17 protein-coding genes are annotated in these 21,987 nt (G+C 69.6%); 4 read left to right on the top strand and 13 right to left on the bottom strand.

Going from position 1 to position 21,987, the window contains the following annotated elements; translation table 11 throughout:
- Positions 1 to 314 precede the first annotated feature (314 nt).
- Entirely contained in the window at positions 315 to 1,553 is a 1,239-nt protein-coding gene (locus ACWDOP_RS23705; protein WP_456346816.1) for an MFS transporter, read from the top strand.
- A gap of 33 nt (positions 1,554 to 1,586) precedes the next feature.
- Here ACWDOP_RS23705 and ACWDOP_RS23700 read toward each other — a convergent pair whose 3' ends face one another.
- The 8 genes from ACWDOP_RS23700 to ACWDOP_RS23665 all read right to left on the bottom strand — a co-directional run bounded on the left by ACWDOP_RS23700 (position 1,587) and on the right by ACWDOP_RS23665 (position 10,667).
- Positions 1,587 to 2,792 carry a serine hydrolase domain-containing protein gene (locus ACWDOP_RS23700; RefSeq protein WP_456346815.1) on the bottom strand — a complete coding sequence of 402 codons (1,206 nt, stop codon included), beginning with the start codon at positions 2,790 to 2,792 and terminating at the stop codon, positions 1,587 to 1,589.
- 35 nt (positions 2,793 to 2,827) lie between these two features.
- Positions 2,828 to 3,907 carry a 2Fe-2S iron-sulfur cluster-binding protein gene (locus ACWDOP_RS23695; RefSeq protein ID WP_456346814.1) on the bottom strand — a complete coding sequence of 360 codons (1,080 nt, stop codon included), beginning with the start codon at positions 3,905 to 3,907 and terminating at the stop codon, positions 2,828 to 2,830.
- A complete protein-coding gene (locus tag ACWDOP_RS23690) occupies positions 3,904 to 4,836 on the bottom strand; it encodes an SDR family NAD(P)-dependent oxidoreductase (RefSeq protein WP_456346813.1) in 933 nt (310 codons plus the stop codon). The genes ACWDOP_RS23695 and ACWDOP_RS23690 overlap by 4 nt, the downstream gene beginning before the upstream one ends.
- The gene (locus tag ACWDOP_RS23685) at positions 4,833 to 6,404 is read right to left on the bottom strand and encodes a flavin-containing monooxygenase (RefSeq protein ID WP_456346812.1); all 1,572 of its coding nucleotides are present in this window, start codon (positions 6,402 to 6,404) and stop codon (positions 4,833 to 4,835) included. Before ACWDOP_RS23685 ends, ACWDOP_RS23690 begins: the two co-directional genes overlap by 4 nt.
- Positions 6,401 to 7,291, bottom strand: a complete 891-nt coding sequence (locus ACWDOP_RS23680; RefSeq protein WP_456346811.1) for a metal-dependent hydrolase — start codon at positions 7,289 to 7,291, stop codon at positions 6,401 to 6,403. Before ACWDOP_RS23680 ends, ACWDOP_RS23685 begins: the two co-directional genes overlap by 4 nt.
- 28 nt (positions 7,292 to 7,319) lie before the next feature.
- Positions 7,320 to 8,180, bottom strand: a complete 861-nt coding sequence (locus ACWDOP_RS23675) for a metal-dependent hydrolase (protein ID WP_456346810.1) — start codon at positions 8,178 to 8,180, stop codon at positions 7,320 to 7,322.
- Positions 8,181 to 8,271: 91 nt separating this feature from the next.
- Positions 8,272 to 8,808 (bottom strand): TetR/AcrR family transcriptional regulator, encoded by a 537-nt coding sequence (locus tag ACWDOP_RS23670; protein ID WP_456346809.1) that lies wholly within the window; start codon positions 8,806 to 8,808, stop codon positions 8,272 to 8,274.
- A gap of 116 nt (positions 8,809 to 8,924) precedes the next feature.
- Positions 8,925 to 10,667 carry a GMC oxidoreductase gene (locus tag ACWDOP_RS23665; protein ID WP_456346808.1) on the bottom strand — a complete coding sequence of 581 codons (1,743 nt, stop codon included), beginning with the start codon at positions 10,665 to 10,667 and terminating at the stop codon, positions 8,925 to 8,927.
- 82 nt (positions 10,668 to 10,749) lie between these two features.
- Between ACWDOP_RS23665 and ACWDOP_RS23660 the strand changes: the two genes are divergently transcribed.
- Positions 10,750 to 11,808: an AraC family transcriptional regulator gene (locus tag ACWDOP_RS23660; RefSeq protein ID WP_456346807.1), complete on the top strand. Its 1,059-nt coding sequence runs from the start codon at positions 10,750 to 10,752 to the stop codon at positions 11,806 to 11,808.
- Positions 11,809 to 11,844: 36 nt separating this feature from the next.
- Here the strand turns inward: ACWDOP_RS23660 and ACWDOP_RS23655 are convergent, their stop codons facing one another.
- Positions 11,845 to 13,014 carry a lipase family protein gene (locus ACWDOP_RS23655; protein ID WP_456346806.1) on the bottom strand — a complete coding sequence of 390 codons (1,170 nt, stop codon included), beginning with the start codon at positions 13,012 to 13,014 and terminating at the stop codon, positions 11,845 to 11,847.
- A gap of 364 nt (positions 13,015 to 13,378) precedes the next feature.
- Between ACWDOP_RS23655 and ACWDOP_RS23650 the strand changes: the two genes are divergently transcribed.
- Positions 13,379 to 14,803, top strand: coding sequence for an MFS transporter (locus tag ACWDOP_RS23650; RefSeq protein WP_456346805.1), 1,425 nt, complete (start codon positions 13,379 to 13,381; stop codon positions 14,801 to 14,803).
- Positions 14,804 to 14,908: 105 nt separating this feature from the next.
- On the opposite strand, the gene ACWDOP_RS23645 is transcribed toward ACWDOP_RS23650, so the two are convergent.
- Positions 14,909 to 15,715, bottom strand: a complete 807-nt coding sequence (locus tag ACWDOP_RS23645; protein WP_454205415.1) for an SAM-dependent methyltransferase — start codon at positions 15,713 to 15,715, stop codon at positions 14,909 to 14,911.
- Between the two features lie 131 nt (positions 15,716 to 15,846).
- Here ACWDOP_RS23645 and ACWDOP_RS23640 point away from each other — a divergent pair, with 131 nt between their 5' ends.
- Positions 15,847 to 17,199: a diguanylate cyclase domain-containing protein gene (locus ACWDOP_RS23640; protein WP_456346804.1), complete on the top strand. Its 1,353-nt coding sequence runs from the start codon at positions 15,847 to 15,849 to the stop codon at positions 17,197 to 17,199.
- Between the two features lie 69 nt (positions 17,200 to 17,268).
- Here ACWDOP_RS23640 and ACWDOP_RS23635 read toward each other — a convergent pair whose 3' ends face one another.
- The 3 genes from ACWDOP_RS23635 to ACWDOP_RS23625 form a co-directional block, all read right to left on the bottom strand.
- A complete protein-coding gene (locus ACWDOP_RS23635; RefSeq protein ID WP_456346803.1) occupies positions 17,269 to 18,165 on the bottom strand; it encodes a DUF5995 family protein in 897 nt (298 codons plus the stop codon).
- A gap of 202 nt (positions 18,166 to 18,367) precedes the next feature.
- A complete protein-coding gene (fadD32, locus tag ACWDOP_RS23630; RefSeq protein WP_456346802.1) occupies positions 18,368 to 20,251 on the bottom strand; it encodes a long-chain-fatty-acid--AMP ligase FadD32 in 1,884 nt (627 codons plus the stop codon).
- Positions 20,252 to 20,393: 142 nt separating this feature from the next.
- Entirely contained in the window at positions 20,394 to 21,638 is a 1,245-nt protein-coding gene (locus tag ACWDOP_RS23625) for a KasA/KasB family beta-ketoacyl-ACP synthase (protein ID WP_454205419.1), read from the bottom strand.
- Positions 21,639 to 21,987 lie beyond the last annotated feature (349 nt).

The raw sequence follows: 21,987 nt of genomic DNA, 5'->3' as shown, positions 1-21,987 counted from the left end.
ACACCACATCGGCGCGGGAGTCCGGCGGAATTCGCGTTCATGTGCCCCCGCGTTGCCCGATTCGCAACCGGCGACGGTCACACTCTGAAGGGTATATGTCCGTTTCTCGGCGCGTACCTCCCGGCGGCTCCGCCCATCGGGATACCGCGGCGGGACGGCCGCCTGCCCAAGAATTTGTGGGCGCGCCGGGGGCCGCACCGCTCATTACGATGTGCGGGTTCGGAAGGCATTGGCGTAGACGGTTATCCAGGAGGGTGCGTTCGTGCTGCTGACCGTGGCATTTCGCCACGCCTCGATTCGATGAAGGGGCTCCGATGCCACGCACGACCCAGGTCACCGTCATGCTGCTCTTCGCGGCCTGGGTGGTCGATTACATCGACCGGACGGTCATCAATTTCGCGCTCCCCGCGATCGGCGACGAGCTCGACCTGGACCACACCGAGCTGGGACTGCTGGTGTCGGTCTTCTTCCTGGCCTACGCGATCGCACAGGTCCCCGGCGGCTTGCTCGCGGACCGCTACGGCTCGATCAAGATCGGCGTCATCGGCCTGCTGGCCTGGTCGATCTTCACCGGTCTGACCGCCCTGGCCTGGTCGTTCTCCGCGCTGCTCGCCATGCGCTTCCTGTTCGGGCTGGTGCAGGGCGTGTTCCCGGCCGCCGCGCTCAAAGCGCTGTCCGAGCGCACCCTGCCCGAACAGCGCACCACCGCCTCGGGCTGGACCAATTCCTCCAACGCCGTCGGCATCCTGCTGGCCGCGGTGATCGCCGGGATCATGCTGCCCACCCTGGGCTGGCGCGCCATGTTCGCGCTCATCTCGGTGCTCGGGCTGGGAGTGATCATCGCGTGGCGGCGCTGGATGCCCGAACCGCTGCCGCAGCAGGAGTTGCCGGTGACCGATCGGCCGCCGGCCGCGGATCGGCGGGCCGTGCTCTTCTCCCCCGCGCTGCTGGGGTTCGCGGCCATCTTCTTCGGCTACGACGTGCTGGTGTGGGGCGTGACGGCCTGGACGCCGACCTTCCTGCACGAGGGTCGCGGCATCTCCATGACGCTCGTCGCGGTGGCCGCGGTGCCCTCGACCCTGGCCGCGGCGGCGGGCGTGGTGATCGGCGCGCGCATGTCGGATCGGCTCGGCGGGCGGCCGCGGGTGATCGTGGTGCCGTCCATGGTGTTCACAGCCGTCATGCTGCTCGTGCTGCCGCGCCTGGAATGGTTCCCGGCCTTCGTCGTCGCGGGCACCGTCATGAGCCTGGTTGCCGGGCTGGCGTTCATGCCGGCGTTCTCGGTGCCGTTGCGGGCGCTGCCGAGCGCGTACATGGGCGCGGCGTCGGGCGTGATCATTTTCGGCGGTCAGCTGGCGGGTGTGGTCAGCCCGCTGGCGTTCGGCATCGTCACCGACCACCTCTCCTACACATCGGCTTTCGCCGTGATGATCGTCGGCCCGGTGCTGGCGATCATCGCGGCGACGCTGGTCCCGCAGACCGCCGACGAGTTCCGGGCGGCGGTTGCCGCCCGGACGAAAGTGGTCGCCCTCGCGAAGGAACCGCTCGCCTGACGACGGTTCCCGGGTGGCCCGGCAGGGAGTGGGTCAGGCCGCCCGGGTGCCGGCGAAGCGGGGGTCGGCGGTGCCGGCCGCCCGGGCTATGGCGGGGAGCAGGAGCGAGAGCAGGCTCATATCGGTGGGCAGCCGGAACATGTCCAGGCGGTTGTGGACGAAGCCGACCGAGAGGCCGGAGACGGGATCGGCCCAGCCGCCGGAGCCGCCCAGGCCGAGGTGACCGAAGCCGCGGGGAGCGCCGAGGGTCGGCAGGGGGTGGTACCCGAGTTGCCAGAAGGCCAGGCGCGCGGGATCGGGATTGGTCCGGGTGTAGCGGTCCAGGCCCCGGGCCGTGCGGGGGCTCAACAGCCGGACGCCCCCGAACTCGCCGCCGTTGGCGATGACCCCGTAGACCCGGGCGATCGAGTCCGCGCTGAAAACGCCTGTCGCGGCGCCGTTCTCGGAGCGCGCCAGGGCGGGTACGGGGCCCCGCAGCGCGTCCTGGGCGCCGGTGAAGTGCATGGTGTTCAGGATCGTGCCGACCACGGGAAGACGGATCGCCGCGGCGGTGATCGGGCGGCCGAGTCCGGTGCCGGTGGCCGACACCCCGGGACCGACGAGTTCCGCGACGGGGGTGCCGTCCGCGGGCACGCCCAGGTGCAGGCCCGAAAGGCCCAGCGGTTCGGCGAGTTCGGTGCGGAACAGCTCGGCCATGCTCGCGCCGGTGACCGCGCGGGCCAGGCCGCCGAGCAGCCAGCCGTAGGTGAGCGCGTGGTAGACCGGCAGGCCGCGGGTCCAATCCGGCGTCGCCTCGGCCAGGCGCTGTTCCATCAGTTCGGTGTCCAGGACGTCGGCGGCGCCGTGCACGACGGGGCGCAGATCCGAGAGCCCGGACCGATGCGCGAGCAGATCCCGCACGGTGATGGAATGCTTTCCGCCGACGGCGAATTCGGGCCAGTACTCGGCGACCGGGGTGTCGTAGTCGAGCAGGCCGCGATCCACGAGCCGATGGATGACCAGCGCTGTGACACCCTTGGTGGTGGAGAAGGACAGCGCCGCCGTCTCGAATTCCCAGGGGACCGCACCCGCGTCGTCGGCCGTGCCGGTCCAGATCCGGACGACGGGTTCGCCGCGCAGATACACCGACAGCGCGCCGCCGGTGCGCAGGTAGCGCTCGAACAGTCGCGCGAAACCGCGTGCGGCTCCGGCGAATCGGGGATCGACGGTACCGCGGATACCTTCGGGCAGAGTACTCATGGCTGGCAACCTCATTGTCGGGCCGGTGTGGGGTGTTACTGATCGAAGGCGATGTGCACGTCGTCGGATTCGGGCAGGGTCTGGCAGGCCAGGGTCAGGCCTATCGCGAGTTCCTCGTCGATGAGGGACTCGTTCAGCAGCATGCGGGTCCGGCCCCGGGCGACGCGACATACGCAGGTGCCGCAGGCGGATTCGCGGCACACGTACGGTGCGTCTATGCCGTGGTCGAGGAGCACGTCCAGGAGCTTTCTGCTCCGCGGCCACGGCAGGGTGTGGGTCGCGCCGTCTATCTCGACGTGCACGACGGCCGTGCTCGTGACGCCGGGGGCGGGCGGGGATGCGGGCGCACCGGCGGTGGTCGCGGTCGGCGACACGGTCGCGGGTGTGTGCGGCTCGAACGGGTTGTCCGTCAGCGAGCGGTATTCCTCCTGGCGGATCACGCGCTCGGATACTCGCAATTGTGCCAGGCCACGCTTGGCGACCAGGGTGAATCCGGCCGGGCCACACAGGTATATGTCCCAAGTGCGATACGGGCGCATCCAGGCCGCGAGCCCCGGCGCGGTGGGCACCCCGCGTTCGGATTCCAGCCAGTGCAGCACCGTCAGCCTGCGCGGATGCCGCTGCGTGAGCCGCGCCAGCTCGCGCGCGAAGATGATCGCGGACCGATCCCGGTTGGCGTACAGCAGCGTGATCCGCCCCCGGCCCAGCGCCAGCGCGGATTTGAGAATGGACATGACCGGGGTGATGCCGCTGCCCGCCGCGCACAGCAGCAGATCGCGGTTCCAGGTGCGCGGGGAGAAGTTCCCGGCCGGCTCGAGCACGGTGAGCAGCGATCCCGCCGCCACGTTGTCGCAGAGCCAGTTCGAGGCGTAGCCCTGCGGCGTGCGCTTGACCGTGACCGCCAGGCGGTCGTCGCAGTGCGGGCTGCTGGAGAGCGAATAGCAGCGCGCCACCGAGCCGGTGCGGGCGCTGGGCACCTGGACCGTGAGGAATTGCCCTGGCGCGTAGGCGAATCGGCGGCCGAGGTCGGCGGGGATCTCGAAGATCAGCGAGACCGCCTCGGCGGTCTCGCTGACGACCTCGTGCACCGCGATCCGGTGGGCACGTGGGTTCATCCGGCCGCCCCGTGTCCGCCCACGGCCCTGGGCACCGGTGGCGCGCCGAACCGCTCCAGCAGCCACGCCCCGGCCGCCTCCAGCCGCTCCACCGATATCGGCTGTGCGATACGGCGATTCACGCCGGGCGCGATCCGCGGCAGGAAATAGCCCAGCCAGGCTTCGGTGCGCACCGGCACCACCGCCAGATCGAAGCGCACCGCCCGCACCACCGCGCGCGCCACCAGGTCCGGGCTCAGCGGCGAGAAGGGCAGGCGCGCGGCGAGATCCTGTACCTGCCTGGCGATTTCCTTCCCGCGTTCGACCAGCACCGGATCGACGCCGACGGTGACCGCGTGGTCACCGATATTGGTGTTGATCACCCCGGGGCAGATGGCGCTCACCCCGACGCCCTTCGGCGCGAGCTCGAGGCGCAGGCATTCGGTGAGCATCTTGACCCCGGCCTTGGAGACCGAGTACGCCGACATCACCGGGGTGGGGGTGAACGCGGCCGCCGAGGCGATGTTCACGATGTGCCCGCGGGCGCCCTCCTCGATCATGAGTCGCCCGAAGGTCCGGCAGCCGTGGACCACGCCCAGCAGATTGACCCCGAGCTGGCGGTCCCAGTCCGCCGGCTCCAGATCGAGAAACGCCCCGCTGACCAGTATCCCGGCGTTGTTGACCAGGACGTCGGGCACGCCGTGATCGGCGTGCACGTCGCGGGCGAAGGCGGCCCAGGCGCCGGGATCGGTCACGTCCAGCTGCATCGCCACGGCCCGGCGGCCCTCCGCCTGGATGAGGGCGACCGTGGCGAGCGCCGCGTCCTTGTCGATGTCGGACACCACGACCTGTGCGCCGCCGCGTGCGTAGCGCAGCGCGACCGCCCGGCCGATTCCGCTGCCCGCACCGGTCACCACGACCAGGCGGGGGTCGATGTCGTTGAGTTTCACGAGAGCTCCTCGGACAGTGCGACGGGGTCCGCGAGCACCGGCGCGCCCGCGGTGTAGCGGTACACGTCGAGATCGAAATGCCGGTTGTGCCAGTACATTTCGCCGTGCGTGGACGGGCGGAACGGCGAGTCGCCGTTGTTGTCGAGGTAGTAGGTGTTCGAGCCGGCGCACACGTCGGTGAACAGGAAGTTCTTCCGCTGCCTGCGCAGGCAGGTCGCGAAGTACTCGTCGTGGACCTCCTGCCGGATCTCCACCTCGCGCGTGCCGCGCCGCCGGGATTCGGCGATGGCCCGGCTCAGATGCGCGGCGGTCGCCTCGATCATCCAGATGTAGGAACCCAGGACGAAGCCGTACGGCCCGGTGATGGTGAAGGCGTTGGGAAAGCCCGGGACCGAGACGCCCTGGTACGACTGATAGCGGTGCTCGGCCCAGAACGTCTCGAGATCCTTGCCGCCCCGCCCGCGCACCGGGAACGGGGGGATCGCTCCCCGGTCCCAGAGCTTGAAGCCGGTGGCGCACACGAGCACGTCTATCTCGTGCTCGGCGCCGTCCGCGGTGACGATCCCGCGTTCGGTGACCCGGACGATGGATTCGGTGACCAGGCTGACGTCGTCGCGATCGAACGTGCGCAGGTAGTCGTTGGACATCGAGGGGCGTTTGCAGCCGAGTCCGTATCGGGGCGTGAGCTTCTCCCGCAGCGCCGGATCGCGGACCTGGCTCCGCATCCAGCGGCGGACCGGTATCTCGGCGAGCCGCCGGGTCCCCCGCGTGAGCCAGGCCGGGCCGGCCACCATACCGCTCATGGCCACCTCGGTGCCGAGATTGCCCGCCGCCCGCAGGACCGACCGAATGGCCGGGCTGCCCAGTACCCGCCGCCCGAGCGGGCCGATGTCCGCGTCGTTCTTCGGGAACACCCAGATCGGGGTCCGCTGGAAGACGGTCAGGTGCGCGGTCTCGTCCACGATGGCCGGAATCAGTTGCAGGGCCGTGGCGCCGGTGCCGATGACGGCCACCCGCCTGTCCCGCAGAGCCACATCGTGATCCCACAGCGCGGTGTGCACGAGGGCGCCGCCGAAATCGTCGAGGCCCTCGATGTCGGGCATCTTCGGCCGTTCCAGCCCGCCGATGGCCAGTACGACGTAGCGCGCGGTGAGCACCCGGCCGCCGTCGGCGCTCAAGCGCCACAGACTGTTTCGATCGTCGAAGTCCGCGGCCACGATGGTCGTGCTCAGTCGCAGCTTGTCCCGCAGGCCGTACTTGTCGACCATGCTCTCGGCGTAGTCGCGGAGTTCGGTCCCGGGCGCGAAGACCCGCGACCAGTCGCCGCGCTGCTCGTAGGAGAAGCTGTAGATGAAGGAGGGAATGTCCACCGCCACACCGGGATAGGTGTTGGCGTGCCAGGTCCCGCCGACGCGGTCCCACTTGTCCACGATGACGAAGTCGTGAATGCCCTTGCGCTGCAGTGCGATGCCGGTGCCGATGCCGCCGAAACCGGCCCCGATCACGATGACCTCGTGATCGGGGCGGTCCCCGACCGGCGCACCCCTGCCGTCGTTCGTGTGGTTCATGACCGTGCCGCGCCGATGCGATCGAGGAGTTCGCCGTCGGCCCCGAACAGCGCGCGCCGCCAGTGCTCGAGCAGTTCGGTGCTGTCGATGTCGTCGGGATGGAAGCCCGGGCGCATGTACGGCCGGATCTCCTTCATGAGGCCCTTGACGATCGGCCCGCGATACAGCCGGATCGACTGCCGCACCACCTTTATCGGCCGCCAGCTGCGCGGATCACTCAGGATCGAGGCCAGCACGCCCACCGAGACGACCGGGATCGTGACGGCGTAGGTGCCCGCCATGAGCACGATGCGCACGGCCTCGGAGCCGCCGGTCGCGCGATAGACGTCGAAGGCGACGGACTTGTGTTCGAGCTCTTCGAAAGCGTGCCAGTTCAACAGGTTCCAGACCTCCGGGTCGCCCGGGATGGCCTGGATGGCCTCCTCGCCCAGCACCCGGACCGCCAGCGTCGAGGTGTAGTGCTCGGCGAGCGCGGTGAAGGCCAGGTGCACGTGCCGCGGCACCAGGTTCTCGACGGCGATCACCGCGCGCTCGCGCAGGGCGCCGGGCGGGAAGGTGAACAGGCGCACGATGGGAAAGCCCATCTCGATCAGCTGATCGTTCAGGGCCCGGTGCTGCTGTCCGTGCACCGCCTCCTGCCCGATGAACCCGACCACCCGCTTCTTCAGCACGGGGTCGGTGATCTCGGCGGAGAATTTGCGCACCGAGCGGATGAAGGATTCCTCGCCGGGCGGGAACGCACCGGACAGTACGGCGATCAGATGGGTGAGCGGAATGTCGTCCTGCACGAAGTGATGCGACATGGGTTCGGGCTGCCCGAACCGGAAGCGCATGCGCCGGACCTTGGGATAGGGGGTGAGGGACGTGGCGTCCTGACCGATCGTCATTGGCCGGTCCTTTCTCGATGTAGTTGTCCTACTTGAGGTGATCGACCAGTACGCCCTCGTCGCCGAAGAGCTCCTGCTGCCAGTGCCGCAGCAGCGCGTCGGTATCGATGTCGTCGGGGTGGAATCCGGGGCGCATGTACAGCGCCAGCTCACCCATGAGACCGCGGAAGATCGGGCCGCGGAACAGCGAATACGCTTCGCGCGCAAGGCGAGCCGGTTGCCGCCGGGCCACCGGGTCGCGGGCCAGCGAGACCGCGAGCGCGCCGTAGGTGAGCGGAATGGTGAGGCCGTAGAGCACCGCCATCACCGCGATGCGCGTCTGTTCGGTGCCACCGGCGGCGCGGAACACGTCGAAGGCGACCGATTTGTGCTCGAGTTCCTCGAAAGCGTGCCAGTTCAGCAGATTCCAGAATTCCGGTGAGGCGGGGATGTCCTGGATCTCCCGGCTCGACAGCACGCGCTGGGCCAGCACGGCCGTGTAGTGCTCGGCCGCGGCGGTGGCGGCCAGGTGGACCAGCGGGGCGAGCCGCCGCTCGATTCGCAGGGAGCGTTCGCGCGCGGCCTCGGTGTCCAGCCACGCTATGGGATAACCCATCTCGACGAGCTTGTCGTTGAGCCTGCGGTGTTCCTGGCCGTGCATGGCCTCCTGCCCGATGAAGCCGGTGACGCGCTTCTTCAGCAGGGGGTCGGTGACCCGGCCGGCGACCCGCCGGACCGAGCGGATGAAGGATTCCTCGCCGGGCGGGAAGCTGCCGGAGAGTCCGGCGACGAAATGGCTGAAGACCATGTCGCCGTCGACGAAGTATCGGTCGTTCGAATCGTGTTGCTCGAAGCGGAATCTGATCCGGCGAGCCTTGGGATAGGTGCCAGCGGGAGGCGCACTTGTCATCTCGACCATCCTTGGTGCAACACCGAGTACCTGGTACCGGGTGTTCGATGTCACCTCAGTGTAGAACTGTCCCAGACACTCGGCAAGGAGGTCAGCTCACGAATCGTTCGACCATGCGGCGCTCACTGGCCGCGTCCGGCAGCGGCCACACCAGCAACGACAGCACCACGCGCACGATCCATTGCGCGGCTTCGTCATCGGGTGCGATGCCGGTGAGCATGGTGGCCATCCGGCCCAGTTCGGGTGAGGTGGCGAAGACCTCGTCGCTGCCGCCGGTGCGGTCGGCGAACCAGCGCGCGAGCGCCGGATCGGCGCGCACCGCGGCGACCGAGACCAGAATCGCCTCGACGATGCGGCGCGAGCCCTCGTAGCGCTTGACCGCGGCCGCGACCCGCTCGACCACCGCGGTGGCCGAGTTGGCCATGACCGCGTCGATGAGCGCGGGCTTGCCGTGGAAATGCCGGTACAGCGTGGCCCGTGAACAGCCCGCCGCCGCGGCCACGTCGTCCATACCGACCTGATCGAACCCCCGCGCCAGGAACAGCTCGCCCGCGATGCGCGCGATGCGTTCGCCGGCTATCGACCGGCGCACCCCGCCCGCGAGCCAATCCACGCGCTGCTCGGCCACATCGACTCCTCCGGATAGACGCTCGATCCGTCCCATCCTCGGCACGGCGAACCGGTTCGTCCAGGGTTTGCGCGGAGTTCGGTGGCGAATCACCGGCACACCGGGGGCGAGCGGGCCTAGACCTGGGATCCGGGATTCGGGGCCGTCCCGGCCGGGACGCTCGGGGTGACCGGGGTGATCGACAGGCGCAGGGCGGCGGGTGCGGTGGGCGGGACCACCGGGGACCGGGGCGCGATCGGGGCCAGGCGGCGGTAGGGCGCGGCCGGAGCGGGGCGGGGATCGGGATCGTTTCGGTTGGGCCACAACGAGATAGCGCGCTCGGCCTGGGCGGTGATGGTCAGCGAGGGGTTCACGCCCAGGTTGGCCGAGATGGTGGAACCGTCGATCACGTGCAGACCCGGATGGCCGTACAGGCGGTGATAGGGATCCACCACGCCGGTGTCCGGAGCATCCCCGATGGGGCAGCCGCCGAGGAAGTGGCCGGTCATCGGCACGTTGAAGATGCTGCTGGTGAACGAGCCGGTCGGGATGCCGTCGATCTTGTCCGCGACCCGGCGCGCGACCTCGTGCCCGGCGGGCACCCAGGTGGGGTTGGGCACGCCCTCGCCCTGCCGGGTGGTCATGCGCCGGCCGAACAGACCGCGTTTGGTGTAGGTGGTGATGGAATTGTCGGCCGACTGCATGACCAGCAGGCCGATCATCTCCTCGGACCAGCGGCGGGGGTTGTGCATCTTGACGAGATCGCGGCGGTTGCGAGCCAATTCGCGGAACCAGGCGCGCACCCGGGGCGGTTCGCCGCTCACCATCGCGGTGGTCATCAGGGCCAGCGCGTTGCTGCCCCGGCCGTAGCGGACCGGTTCCACGTGGGTGTCCGCGTCGGGGTGGATGGAGGAGGTGATGGCGACCCCCTTGGTGAAGTCCGAACCCTTGACGCGGGAGCGAATCGCCAGCAGCTCTTCGGAATTGGTGCGGGAGAGGTAGCCGAGCCGGGGCGAGACCGCGGGCAGCGATCCGCGATCCCGCAGGCGGTGCAGCAGCCGCTGGGTGCCGAGCGACGCGGCGGCGAAAATGACCTGCTCGGCGGTGAATTCGCGACGCCGCCTGCGGACCTTGCCGCCGGTGCGCACGGTCGCGACGGTGAAGCCGCCCCCGGGCAGCGGCCGCACATCGGTGACGGTGGTCAGCGGATGCACCGTGGCCCCGGCTTTTTCGGCCAGGTACAGGTAGTTCTTCACCAGGGTGTTCTTGGCGTTGTGCCGGCAGCCGGTCATGCATTCGCCGCAGTGGGTGCACGCGCGCCGATCCGGGCCGACGCCGCCGAAGAACGGATCGGGCACGTCCTCACCGGGGCGGCGGCCGGGTCCGCCGAAGAACACCCCGACCGGGGTGCTGCGGTAGGTGTCGGCGATACCCATGTCGGCGGCGACGTCGCGCAGCACCCGGTCGGTGGCGGTGGTGGCCGGGTTGGTCGTCACCCCCAGCATGCGTTTGGCCTGGTCGTAGTGCGGGGCGAGCTCGGACTTCCAGTCCGTGATGTGCCCCCACTGCGGATCGGCGTAGAACTTGTCCGGCGGTTCGTAGAGCGTGTTGGCGTACACCAGCGAGCCGCCCCCGACCCCGGCGCCACTCATGATGAAGGTGTCCTTCAACAGGGTCAGGCGCTGAATTCCGTAGCAGCCCAGGGCGGGCGCCCACAGGAAGCGGCGAGCCCGCCAGGAGGTCTGCGCGAATTCGTGGTCGTCGAATCGGCGGCCCGCCTCGAGCACGCCGACCCGGTAGCCCTTCTCGGTCAGCCGCAGAGCGCTCACACTGCCGCCGAATCCCGAGCCGATGACGATGACGTCGTAGTCGAATCGCATGCGCTCAACGCTACGACCGGCACGAATGCGCCCGGCAAAGAGCGGTGGCCAAAGAATCCATAGTTTCGGCCATAATCGGAGGATGAGTACCGTGCAAGAGCCGGAAGTCCGGACCTGGAACTTCCCCCGCGGGACGGCCAGCGTCGCGGTCATGGTCGAGTTCGCGGCCGAGCACGGCGTCGCGGCCGAGACCATCCTGGGCGGGACCGGCGTCGGCGCCCGGGAACTCACCGATGCCGACGCGCAGATACCCGCCGAGGCCGAATTGGCGGTGGTGCGCAATCTGACCCGGGCGCTGGCCGGGGTACCCGCGCTCGGGGTCGAGGTCGGCCTGCGCTACCGCATCAGCACCTTCGGCATCTTCGGCTACGCCTGCGTCACCAGTCCCACACTGCGCGAGGCGATTTCGCTGGCGCTGCGGTACTACCGGCTCGGGTTCGCCTTCTGCACGCCGATCGTGGAGACCCGGCCGCGCGAGGTGATCACCTGGATCCACCACGACACCATTCCGGCCGATGTGCAGCGGTTCCTGGTCGAGCGCGACGTGGTCGCCATGCACCGGGTCATGAGCGATCTACTCGGTGCGCGGGTGAACTTCACCTGCGCCGAATTCGCCTACCCCGCAACCGATCAGGATCGGCGGCTGGCCGCGCTGTTCGGCGTACCGCCGCGCTTCGACCGCCCGCACACTATTTTCGGCATCGACCCGGATCTGCTCGAACAGCCGCTCCCCCAGGCCAATCAGCCCACCTGGGCGCTGTGTGTGGCCCAGTGCCGCGATCTGCTGCACCGCCGCAGCGCCCGCACCGGCATCGCCGCCGAGGTGCGCGACCGGCTGCTGCCCGGGGCGGGCGCGACCGGCTTCAGCACCGCGCCCACCCTGGAGGCGGTGGCCCGCGACCTCAACCTCAGCCCACGCACCCTGCGCAGGCACCTGGTCGCCGCGGGCACCAGCTATCGCGCCCTGCTCGACGAGGTCCGCCAGGCCCTGGCCGAGGAAATGCTCACCGCCACACCGCTGTCGGTCGACGACATCGCCATCCGGCTCGGATACGCCGAGGCGACGCCGTTCATCCACGCCTTCAAGCGCTGGACGACCACGACGCCCGCCGCCTACCGCCGCGCCCACCGCCGGATGTGATCGTCCGGGGCGCGCCCGCGCTCCCGCGGCCGCCGTTCAGGCCCCGCGCGGCAGCGCCACCGATCGCGCGTCGGCGAATCGCTCGGCGAGGAACCGCATCGCTGGTCCCGCGAAAGCGAAAGCCCCGGTGAGGTGTTCGCGCTTGGACATGGACAGCATCGTGACCTCGACCCCCAGCGCGCGCCAGCTGTCGGCCAGCGCCACCGCCTGCGGATAGGGGATGATCTGCTCGGACGTGCCGCCCGCGACCAGGACGGGCGCGGCGGGTGCGATGGCGCCGAGCTTGTTCTCCAGCAGGCGCGCCCGGACCTCGGGCACCTCGAACGGCGGGCGATAGCAGTAGGTGGACACCTTGGTCGGGATGAGTGCGCCGAGCCCGATGCCCGCGACCGCGGCGGGGACCGCGTGGGTGCGGCGCAGGATCGCCGCCAGCAGCCGGCCCTGCGGCTTGAGATGCTGCAGCACATCGAGTTCGGGGTACGCGGCGTCGAGCCCGAGCACGCCGTAGAACAGCAGGAAGGCGTACGGGGTGTCGTCCAGGAAGTTGATCATGTCTTCCAGGTCCGCCGGCGCCGAGCCGACCGCGCCGGCGGTCACCTCGAGTTCGGGCGCGTACGAGGGCTGCAGCTGCAGCGCCCAGCCCGCGGCACAGCCGCCCTCGGAGTAGCCGTAGATCCCGAGCGGGCCGTCCGGGGACAGTCCGGCGGCGGGCAGCCGCCGCGCTGCCCGCACCGCGTCGAGCACCGCGGGACCGAGGTGGCGGCCCATGACGTACGGGTGCGTTCCCGGATTGCCGAGCCCCGGATAGTCGGTGACGGCCAGGGCCCAGCCCCGGCGCAGCGCGGCGGTGATGAAGAGCGATTCGTATTCGAGTCCGAGCCGGAACTGCCAGGACGCCGCGGAGACGGTGTCGGCCAGGCCCTGGGTGCCGACGGCGTAGGCGATGAGCGGGCGTTCGCCGGGGCCGCGCCACGGTGCGCGCGGCACCAGCACGGTTCCGGTCACCTCGGTGGGCGCGCCGTCGGCGGTGGTGGAGGTGTAGCCGACGCGCCACGCGCGGGCGGGCAGTCGCAGACCGGGCAGCAGCCGGGCGGTCATCGGTTCCGCGGACAGCAGCCTGCCCGGGCCGAGCCCGCCGTATGCCGCGCCGGAATCCTCGGCACCGACCGCCGCCTCATCGAAGCGGTTGGTGTTCGCAGTCATCATTGCCTGCCCTTCTCGCACAAACGCTCTCTATGCAGTTGTCGCACAATCGAATCCGAACGTTAACAACTGTCCGGGACAGCACGGCATGTCGCCACGATACCGAAAAACCGCAGTTCCGACAGGCGATGCGGGCTCCGCTCCCACTCGCTGGGACAAATCACAAACATTCACAGGTCAGTTTGTCGGCGATCCCGCGTCCGCGCGCGCGGTAGCCGTTCAGAACCGACTTCAATACCCCCTAGGGGTATGAAATGAATCACGCGGCATCGCGCTTCCCGACGATACCCCCCATGGGTATACATGGACCAGTCGGATCTCCCTGCGGCACACCGACGGTGAACCGCGCACAGGAAGGAGTGCACCCATGTCCACCCCCACCCAGGCCCCGCCGTCCGCGCGACGGTGGACAGCCCTGGCCCTGATCGCCCTGGCCCAGTTCATGGTCATCATGGACACCTCGATCATCGGCGTGGCCCTGCCGAAGATGCAGACCGAACTCGGCTTCTCCCAGGAGAACCTGTCCTGGGTCTTCAACGCCTACGTCGTGGTGTTCGGCGGCCTGCTGCTGCTGGGCGGCAAGCTCTCCGACATCCTGGGCGCGCGGCGGATGTTCCAGACCGGCTGGGCGGTGCTCGGCGCGGGCTCGCTCGTCGCCGGCCTGGCCGGCTCGGCCACGGTCGAACTGCTCGGGCGCGGCGTGCAGGGCGTGGGCGCGGCGCTCATCGCGCCCTCGGCGCTGACCCTGCTCATGATGCTGTTCGGCGGCAACCCCGGCGAACTCACCAGGGCCTTCGCGATCTACGGCGCGGCCGCCCCGGCCGGCGGCACCGCGGGGGTGTTCCTGGGCGGGCTCATCACCGAATACGCCTCGTGGCCCTGGGTTTTCTACATCAACATTCCGATCGCCCTGCTCGCGCTGGCCGCCGCGCCCGCCCTGTTGCCCGCCGGCGCGCTCGCCCCGCGCGGCACGGTCGATCTGCTCGGCGCGGCGACCGCCACCCTCGGTCTCGGCGCGGCCGTGTTCGCCATAGTCCGTGCGCCCGAGGCGGGTTGGCTCGCCGGGTCCACCTGGGGCGTATTGGCCCTGGCGGCGGCCCTGCTGATCGCGTTCGTGGTGCTGCAGCGCCGCCGGCACGACCCGCTGATGCCGCTGTCGATCTTCCGCTCCCCGAACCTGGGCGCGGCCAACCTCGCCCAGGTGCTGCTGGGCGCGGCCTGGGTGCCGATGTGGTTCTTCCTGAACCTCTATCTGCAGCAGGTCCTGGGCTATTCGGCCTTCCCGTCGGGCGCCGCGCTGCTGCCCATGACCGCGCTCATCATGATCGGCATGATCGCGCTGTCACCGAAGCTGTTCGCCCGCTTCGGCGCTCGCACCATGATCGTGTCCGGACTGCTGGTCCTGACCGCGGGCCTGGCCTGGCTGTCGTTCGTGCGCCCGGACGGCTCGTTCTGGCTCGACGTCCTGCCCGGCTCGCTGATCGCCGCGCTCGGCATGTCGCTGGCCTTCGTGCCGTCCCTGCAGACCGCCATCTCGGCCGCGCCGCCGCAGGAGGGCGGGCTGGCCTCGGGCATCGTGAACACCGGCTATCAGATCGGTTCGGCGCTGGGCCTGGCCGCCGTGACGGCCGTCGCCGCGGCGGCGGGCGCGGAACGCCTGGATGACAAGGCCGCGCTCACCGACGGGTTCGCCGCCGCCTTCACCGGCGCGGCCGCGATCGCCGCACTCGCCGCCGTGGCGGCCGCGGTGACCTTCCGGCGCCCGAGCCCGGCGCCGGAGGTGAGCCCCTGAGCACCCCGCCGCGTTTTCGCCCGTCCACGATTCGTGGGCGGGCGAAAACCACAAGGGCCCTTGACGACATCGCGCCGAATCGCGCCGGAATCCGATCCCGCGCGGTCAGTTCTTGTGCGCCAGGGCGCCGTACGCGCCCGAGCTCTCCGGGCGCTCGCCGACGTCGGCCGGATCCTCCGGCCGCCACAGCGGCAGGTGGACCAGACCCGGATCGACCAGGGTCCAGTCGCCGAAGTACGCGGCGATCTCGTCGCGGGCGCGCAGGCTGATCTCGGTGGAGGTGCGACCGGAAAGCTTCTGTGCCTCCAGCACTTCCGCGGGCTGACCGTCCGCGGTGGCGTGGGTGATCGCGAGGTAGCTGCCGGGCGCGCACAGGTCCTGCAGGCGGGCCACGGCGGCGGCCGGATCGCTCTCGTCGGGCACGAAATGCAGTACGCCCAAGAGCAATACGGCCAGCGGGCGATCGAAGTCGATGAGCTCGGCGACCAGCGGATCGTTCACGATGGCATCGGGCCGCGCGACATCGCCGTGGATCACGCCGGCGAGCTTGTTGTCGTACAGGATGGCCTGGCTGTGCGCGACCGCGACTGGATCGATGTCCACGTAAACCACACGGGCCTGCGGGTTTCGGGCCTGGGCCACCTCGTGCACGTTGCCGACGGTGGGAATGCCCGAGCCCAGATCCAGGAACTGATCGATGCCCTTGTCGGTCAGGTAGCGGACACAGCGGCGCAACAGATCTCGGTTGGCGCGCATGGTTTCCGCGACATTGGGCGTGAACAGCTCTATCTGACGGGCCAATTCGCGATCGATCTCGAAATTGTGCATGCCGCCGACGAAGTAGTCGTACACCCGTGAGGCGCTGGGGCGATCCAAATCGATGCCCTCGGGAGCCCAACTCGGTCTGGTCATCGTCTCGCTACCCCTCTTCGCACCCGGCACGCATCGCGCAAACCAATCCTGAAGCGCCGCAATGGTATCCCAAGTCGGCCGATAGGGGCGGGGTTAGCAGGCACCGACCGGTCGGGCTACCATCGTCCCTCATGGCGTCGGATCCCGGGGGTGGGCCGGAGCAGGGTGGCCCGCACGCCGAGTTGGTCGAACAGTGGGTAGCCGCGCTCGACAGCGGAGCCCGCGACCATGTCGTGCCCATGAGCCGGGACGAAGCCGGCGCGTTGCTGACCAGACTGGCCGAGCGGGTGGACGCCGCCGCGCGCAACGGCGCCTCCGCCCGGCAGGTCGCCGAACTCGGCGCCGAACTCGCGCGGGCGCACTTCGTGGGCGCGGAGGTCCTGGGGCGCACCGTCACCGTGCTCGCCGACTGGTTCGAGCAGGACATCGGCATCGCGCCCGAACGCGCGGCGGCGGTGCTGGGCGCCTTCACCACCGGGTACGTCCGCGCCTTCCGGGCCTGGCTGCTCGCCGAACAGGAGAGCGTGCGGGTCGCCGAGATCACCGCGCGCATGCGGATGCAGGAACAGTTGCGGGCCAGCGAGGCTCGCTTCCGCGCGGTCTTCGCCCAGGCCGGAATCGGCACCGGCCTGTCGGATATGACGGGGCGCATCATCGAGGTGAACGCCGCCTTCGCCACCATGCTCGGCTACACCCCCGCCGAGATGTGTGCGCTCGAGGTGACCGATCTGACCCACCCGGACGACGATCCGGCCATGTGGCCGCTGTACGCCGCGGTGCTCTCCGGCGAGGTCGACAACGTGCAACTCGAGAAGGCGTACCCGCATCGCGACGGGCGCACGGTGTGGACGAACATCAACGTCTCGCTCATTCGCAGCGAACACGGCGAGCCGCAGTACACGCTCATCCTGGTCGAGGACATCTCCGAACGCCGCGCGCTGCGCGAGCGCCTGCACTACCGCGCCCACCACGATCAGCTGACCGGGCTGGCCAATCGTTCCCGTTTCTTCGACGCGCTCACCGCCGCGTTCACCGATCCCGACCGCCGGGTGGGGCTCTGCTACGTCGATCTCGATCACTTCAAATCTGTGAACGACACCTTCGGCCACGCGGTGGGCGACGAACTGCTGGTGCAGGCCGCCACTCGACTCGACGCCTGCGTCACCGGACCGGGGCGGCTGGTCGCGCGGATGGGCGGGGACGAATTCGTGATCCTGGTACCGGATTCCAGCGGTGACGTCGACGCGGTCTCGCACGAGGTGCGGCGGGCCTTCACCCACCCCTTCGAGGTGAACGGGCACCGGCTCACCATCACCGCCAGCGTGGGCGTCGCCGAGGAGTACGCCGCGCACACGACCGCGGACGATCTGCTGCAGGCCGCGGACTACAGCATGTACTGGGCCAAGTCCGCCGGGCGCGGTCCGCACACGCACGGCGCGCCCGGACCGCGCCTGCACGGCGCACGGTTGCATCCCGAGCCCTGAGGGGTACGTACCCGAGCCTCGACGCTCGTCCGCCGGCGTCCGAGCCCCGACGCGCACCCGCCGGCGTGGTCAGAGCGCGTGGATCTGCGCGAGCACCCCGAAGGCCGCGTCCGCGGCGTCGGACAGCGTGCGGATCTCCGCGGCGACGGGGTCGCGCAGCACCGGATCCCGCAGGGCCAGGCCGTTTCCGAAGATGACGACGTTCGCGCCCAGGTCGGCGGCGATCAGCAGCTGCTCGGTGGCCACGCCCCGGCCGAACAGCAGATCCAGGCCCTCGCCGACGAAGTAGAAGCGCCACAGCGGGCCGAGGTCGGCGCCGTAGACCGCCTTCGTCCGATCCACGATGACATCGCCCGCGGCGGCGATGCTCGCGACGATCGTGAAATAGTCCGGCGCGTCGTCGATCTCACTGTTCACCGCTGCGACCGAATAAGCCAGGTCCACCGCGAGATGCGCGTTGTAGCCGGACATGGCCACCTGGGCGCCGGACATCTCGCAGCGCGCGGCCTGCGCGAAGTACCGCGCCCACTGCCATTCGACCGGGCCGCCGGTGAATTCGCCGTGCAGGTTGTCCAGGTAGCGGCTGAGCAGTTCCAGGCTGATGGCGTGCGCGTAGTCCCGGTCCCGGAACGCGAGCGGGTCACGCTGCAGCGGCATGACCGCGGCCTGCTCCACCCCGTCCAGGCCGATGCCGAAGAGCCCGCGCCGATCCCCGTGCGCGTTCAGGATCTCGGTGATCTCGTGCAGGCGCGCGACGGCGGTCTCGAGCCGGGTCAGCGCGTCACCGGTCAGATCGCCGGTGTCCGAGAGCGCGGCGACGCGGTCGAGTTCGGTGTCGGACAGCGGGGTTCCGCAGACGGCCGCGGCCACGGCCGGACTCGGCCGCGCGTTCGCGGGGTGCGCCACACCGGCGACGGTCAGGGCGGTCGTGACCAGCAGGAGCCCGATTCGGGCGGAAGTCCACACGGCGGCACAGTGTACGGACCTGGACGGGAATCGCCGGCTCGCGCGCCGGACCGTCATCGGACCTTGCTCACCGACCGGACCGGGTCGCGGTCCCGGTGGACCACTCGCGCGCGACCCCCGGGTGCGGGGCGGCCGGGCGGTAGCCCGCGTCCGGGTCGCATCGCCGACCGCGCGCAAGTGCGATCGGCGATGCGGGGCAATACTATTCGGCCTCGTCCGGGAACGCCTGCTGGCGATGACCGCCGCGCAGGGTGCCCTCGACGTAGGCGGCCTTGCAGGCCCGGCGGGCGATCTTGCCGCTGGAGGTGCGCGGAATCGACCCGGCGGGGACGAGCAGCAGGTCCCGCACCGCGACCCCGTGCCGCTTGGCGATGGCCGCGCGGACCGTCTCCGCGATGGGCTCGGGATCGAGTTTGGCCGCGCCCGTGCCGCGTTCGGCCACTATCACCAGTTGCTCGGCGGAGTTGCCGGGATCGGTCGCGGCGCCGTCGGTCGCGGACTCGGCCGGAATCTGGTTGGCCGAGACCGAGAAAGCGGCGACGAAGCCCGGCCGCAGCGCGGTGCTGGACTCCTGCGCCGAGTACTCCAGATCCTGCGGGTAGTGGTTGCGGCCGTCGACTATCACCAGATCCTTCACGCGGCCGGTGATGTAGAGCTCGCCGTCCAGATAGGCGCCGAAGTCGCCGGTGCGCATCCACATCGCGTCGGTGTCCGCGCCCTCGGCGTGACTGCCGTGCGGCTGCCGGGTCTTGAGCAGGTTCTGGAAGGTGGCGACCGTCTCCTCGGGACGCCCCCAGTAGCCGATGCCCATGTTCTTGCCGTGCAGCCAGATCTCGCCGACCTCGCCCTCGGCCTTCTCCGACGCGGTGTCCGGATCGACGATGACGGCCCACTGCGAGAGCGCTACGTATCCGCAGGACACCTGTGCCACAGCGTTTTCCGCGTCCGCCGACACCTCGGTCATGCGCCCGGCGTTGAGCTCGACGCGATCGACGTAGACCGTGCGGGCCTCGTCCTCGCGGCGGGTGGCCGAGACGAACAGCGTGGCCTCGGCCATGCCGTAGCACGGCTTCATCGCGGTCTTGGGCAGGCCGTACGGTTCGAAGGCGTCGTTGAACTTCTTCATCGAGGTGACCGACACCGGCTCGCTGCCGTTGATCAGGCCGATCACATTGGACAGGTCGAGCTCCTCGCCCGGTTTCGGCAGACCGCGGGCGGCGGCGTGCTCGAACGCGAAATTCGGTGCGGCGGCGAAGATCTCGGCGCCGTCCTCCTGCGCGGCCAGTTCCTTGATCCAGCGGTACGGGCGGCGGACGAAGGCACTGGGCGACATGATGGTGATGAACTTGCCGCCGATGGTCGGCAGGATGACCGTCAGCAGACCCATGTCGTGGAACAGCGGCAGCCAGGTGACCCCGCGCGCCTTCTCGGTGATCCCGACGGTCGTGATCACCTGCAGCAGATTGGTTCCCACGGCCCGGTGGGTGATCTCCACGCCCGCGGGCGAGCGGGTGGAGCCGGAGGTGTACTGCAGGTAGGCCACGTTGTCGATGTCGATGTCCGGCCGCACCCAGGCCGAGCCCACACTGTCCGGGATCGCCTCCACCGCGATGATCCGCGGCCGCTGCGGCGCGGGCCGATCGCGGAACAGGTCACGCACGCCCGCGGCGGAAGCGCCGACGGTCAGAATGGCCGCGGGCTCGCAGTCCGCGAGCACGGCGTGGAGCCGATCGGAGTGCCCCTGCTCATCCGGGTCGAACAGCGGCACGGCGATACAGCCCGCGTACACCGCCGCGTACATGGCGACGATGTATTCGAGCCCCTGCGGCGCCAGAATGGCGACGCGGTCGCCCGGCTGGGTCACCTGTTGCAGGCGCGCCGCCACCGCCCGGAGCCGAACGCCGAACTGGTTCCAGGTCAATTCGAGGTACTCGCCGTCACGTTCACGTGAGTAGTCGACATAGCGATAGGCGAGCTCATCCCCCTGCGCGGCGTGCTTGTCGACCAGATCGATCATGGTCAGGTTGCTGGGGATCTTGATATTGCCGTGCTCGTCCAGATAGTCATCGAAGGTCTCGCCGATCATTCCCTATCCTTTTTCAACTCACAGCTATGACTGTGCAGTGACACCGAACAAGAATCGACTCCGAAGCCCGAGAAGTAGCTGGGGCTGGGGAAGACTAGCAGGTGCCCATGATCCACGTCACTCTGTACCGGGCGAAGTGCATTCAGTAGCGGCCGAAGGCGAGAGCCACATTGTGACCGCCGAATCCGAACGAGTTGTTGAGGGCGTAGTCGTAGGTGCCGGCGCGCGCCGTGCCCGCGACCACGTCGAGGTCGATTTCCGGGTCCAGATTGTCCAAATTCAGCGTGGGCGGGATGATTCCGTCCCGCACGCTGAGGACCGTCAGCACCGATTCGAGCGCGCCCACGGCGCCGATGGAATGTCCGAGCGCGGACTTGGGCGCGTACACCGCGGCATGGTTGCCGACCGCTTGCGAGATGGCGTTCGCCTCGGCGGTATCGCCGATGGGGGTGGCGGTGGCGTGCGCATTGATATGCGACACATCGGCTTTGGAAATGCCCGCGTGCTCCATCGCGCGGGTCATCGCGCGCGCCGCCCCGGTACCCTCCGGGTCGGGTGCGACGAGGTGGAAGCCGTCGGAGGTGATACCGGCGCCCATGAGCCGGGCGTGGATCCGGGCCCCGCGCGCCCGCGCGTGCTCCTCGGTCTCGAGGACCATGAGCGCGCCGGCCTCACCGAACACGAAGCCGTCCCGGTCGCGGTCGAACGGCCGAGATGCGGCCTTGGGGTCGTGATTTCGCGTGCTCATGGCGCGCATCATGGAGAAGCCCGCGATGGGCAGCGCCTGGATCGAGCCCTCCACGCCGCCGGTGATCATCACGTCGGCATCGCCCATGACGATGCGCTGCCAGGCGTTGGCGATCGCCTCGGAACCGGACGAACATGCCGAAACAGGCGTTGTCACACCGGCCCTCGCGCCGAGCTCGACACTCACGACGGCGGCCGGGCCGTTCGGCATGATGCCCTGCACGGTCAGCGGCGAGACCTTGCGGTAGCCGCCGCTGGAGAGCTTGTCCCGTGCGGTGATGAGCATTTCGGCGCCGCCGAGACCGGTTCCGATCGCGACGCCGAGCCGGTCGCCGTCCACCTGCGGGCTGCCCGCGTTGCGCCACACCTCGCGCCCGAGCACCAGGGCCATCTGCTCGACGTAGGAGTTGCGCTTGCATTCCTCGCGGCTCAGCACCGCGTCCGGGGTGACCTTGAGGTGACCGCCGATGCGGACCGGCAGGCCGAAGTCGTCGAGGAAACTGTCCTCGAGGACGTCGATCCCACTCTCGCCGTTGAGCAAGCCCTTCCAGGTCGAGTCGATGTCGCCGGCGATGGAGGTGGTCGCGGCCACCGAAGTCACCACGACGCTGGGGAATTTGGTTCGTTTGGGTGTCTGCATGAGTCGTTCACTCTCCGTAGCAATGCTCCGGCGAACCAGGTTTCGATCCGCGTGGGCTTGTCTGGTCTCGGCTGGACTTGTCAAGAACTGGTAAGCAGCTAGCGAGTGCACCCGGCCGTGAACACATCGGCGGGGGGTGAAGCCAATCTCCGGCGAACTGGGCTAGATTATCCGAGGCGAAGCCGACCAGTCTCCCCGCGCGACACGCGGACACCCCCGGGACTCTTCCCCGCGGCTCCTTCGCCACGGCGGCGAACGCCGCATCCAAAGCGTATTCCACCGTCATCCATCGGCTGACAGGTATTGAGCTACACCATCATTCCCTAGCGCCGAGTCATTTCGAGGGAGG

This window comes from Nocardia sp. NPDC003693 (genome assembly GCF_053981095.1).
The sequence above is the reverse complement of the archived record's forward strand: the minus strand, read 5'-3'. Positions and strand labels throughout refer to the sequence as shown.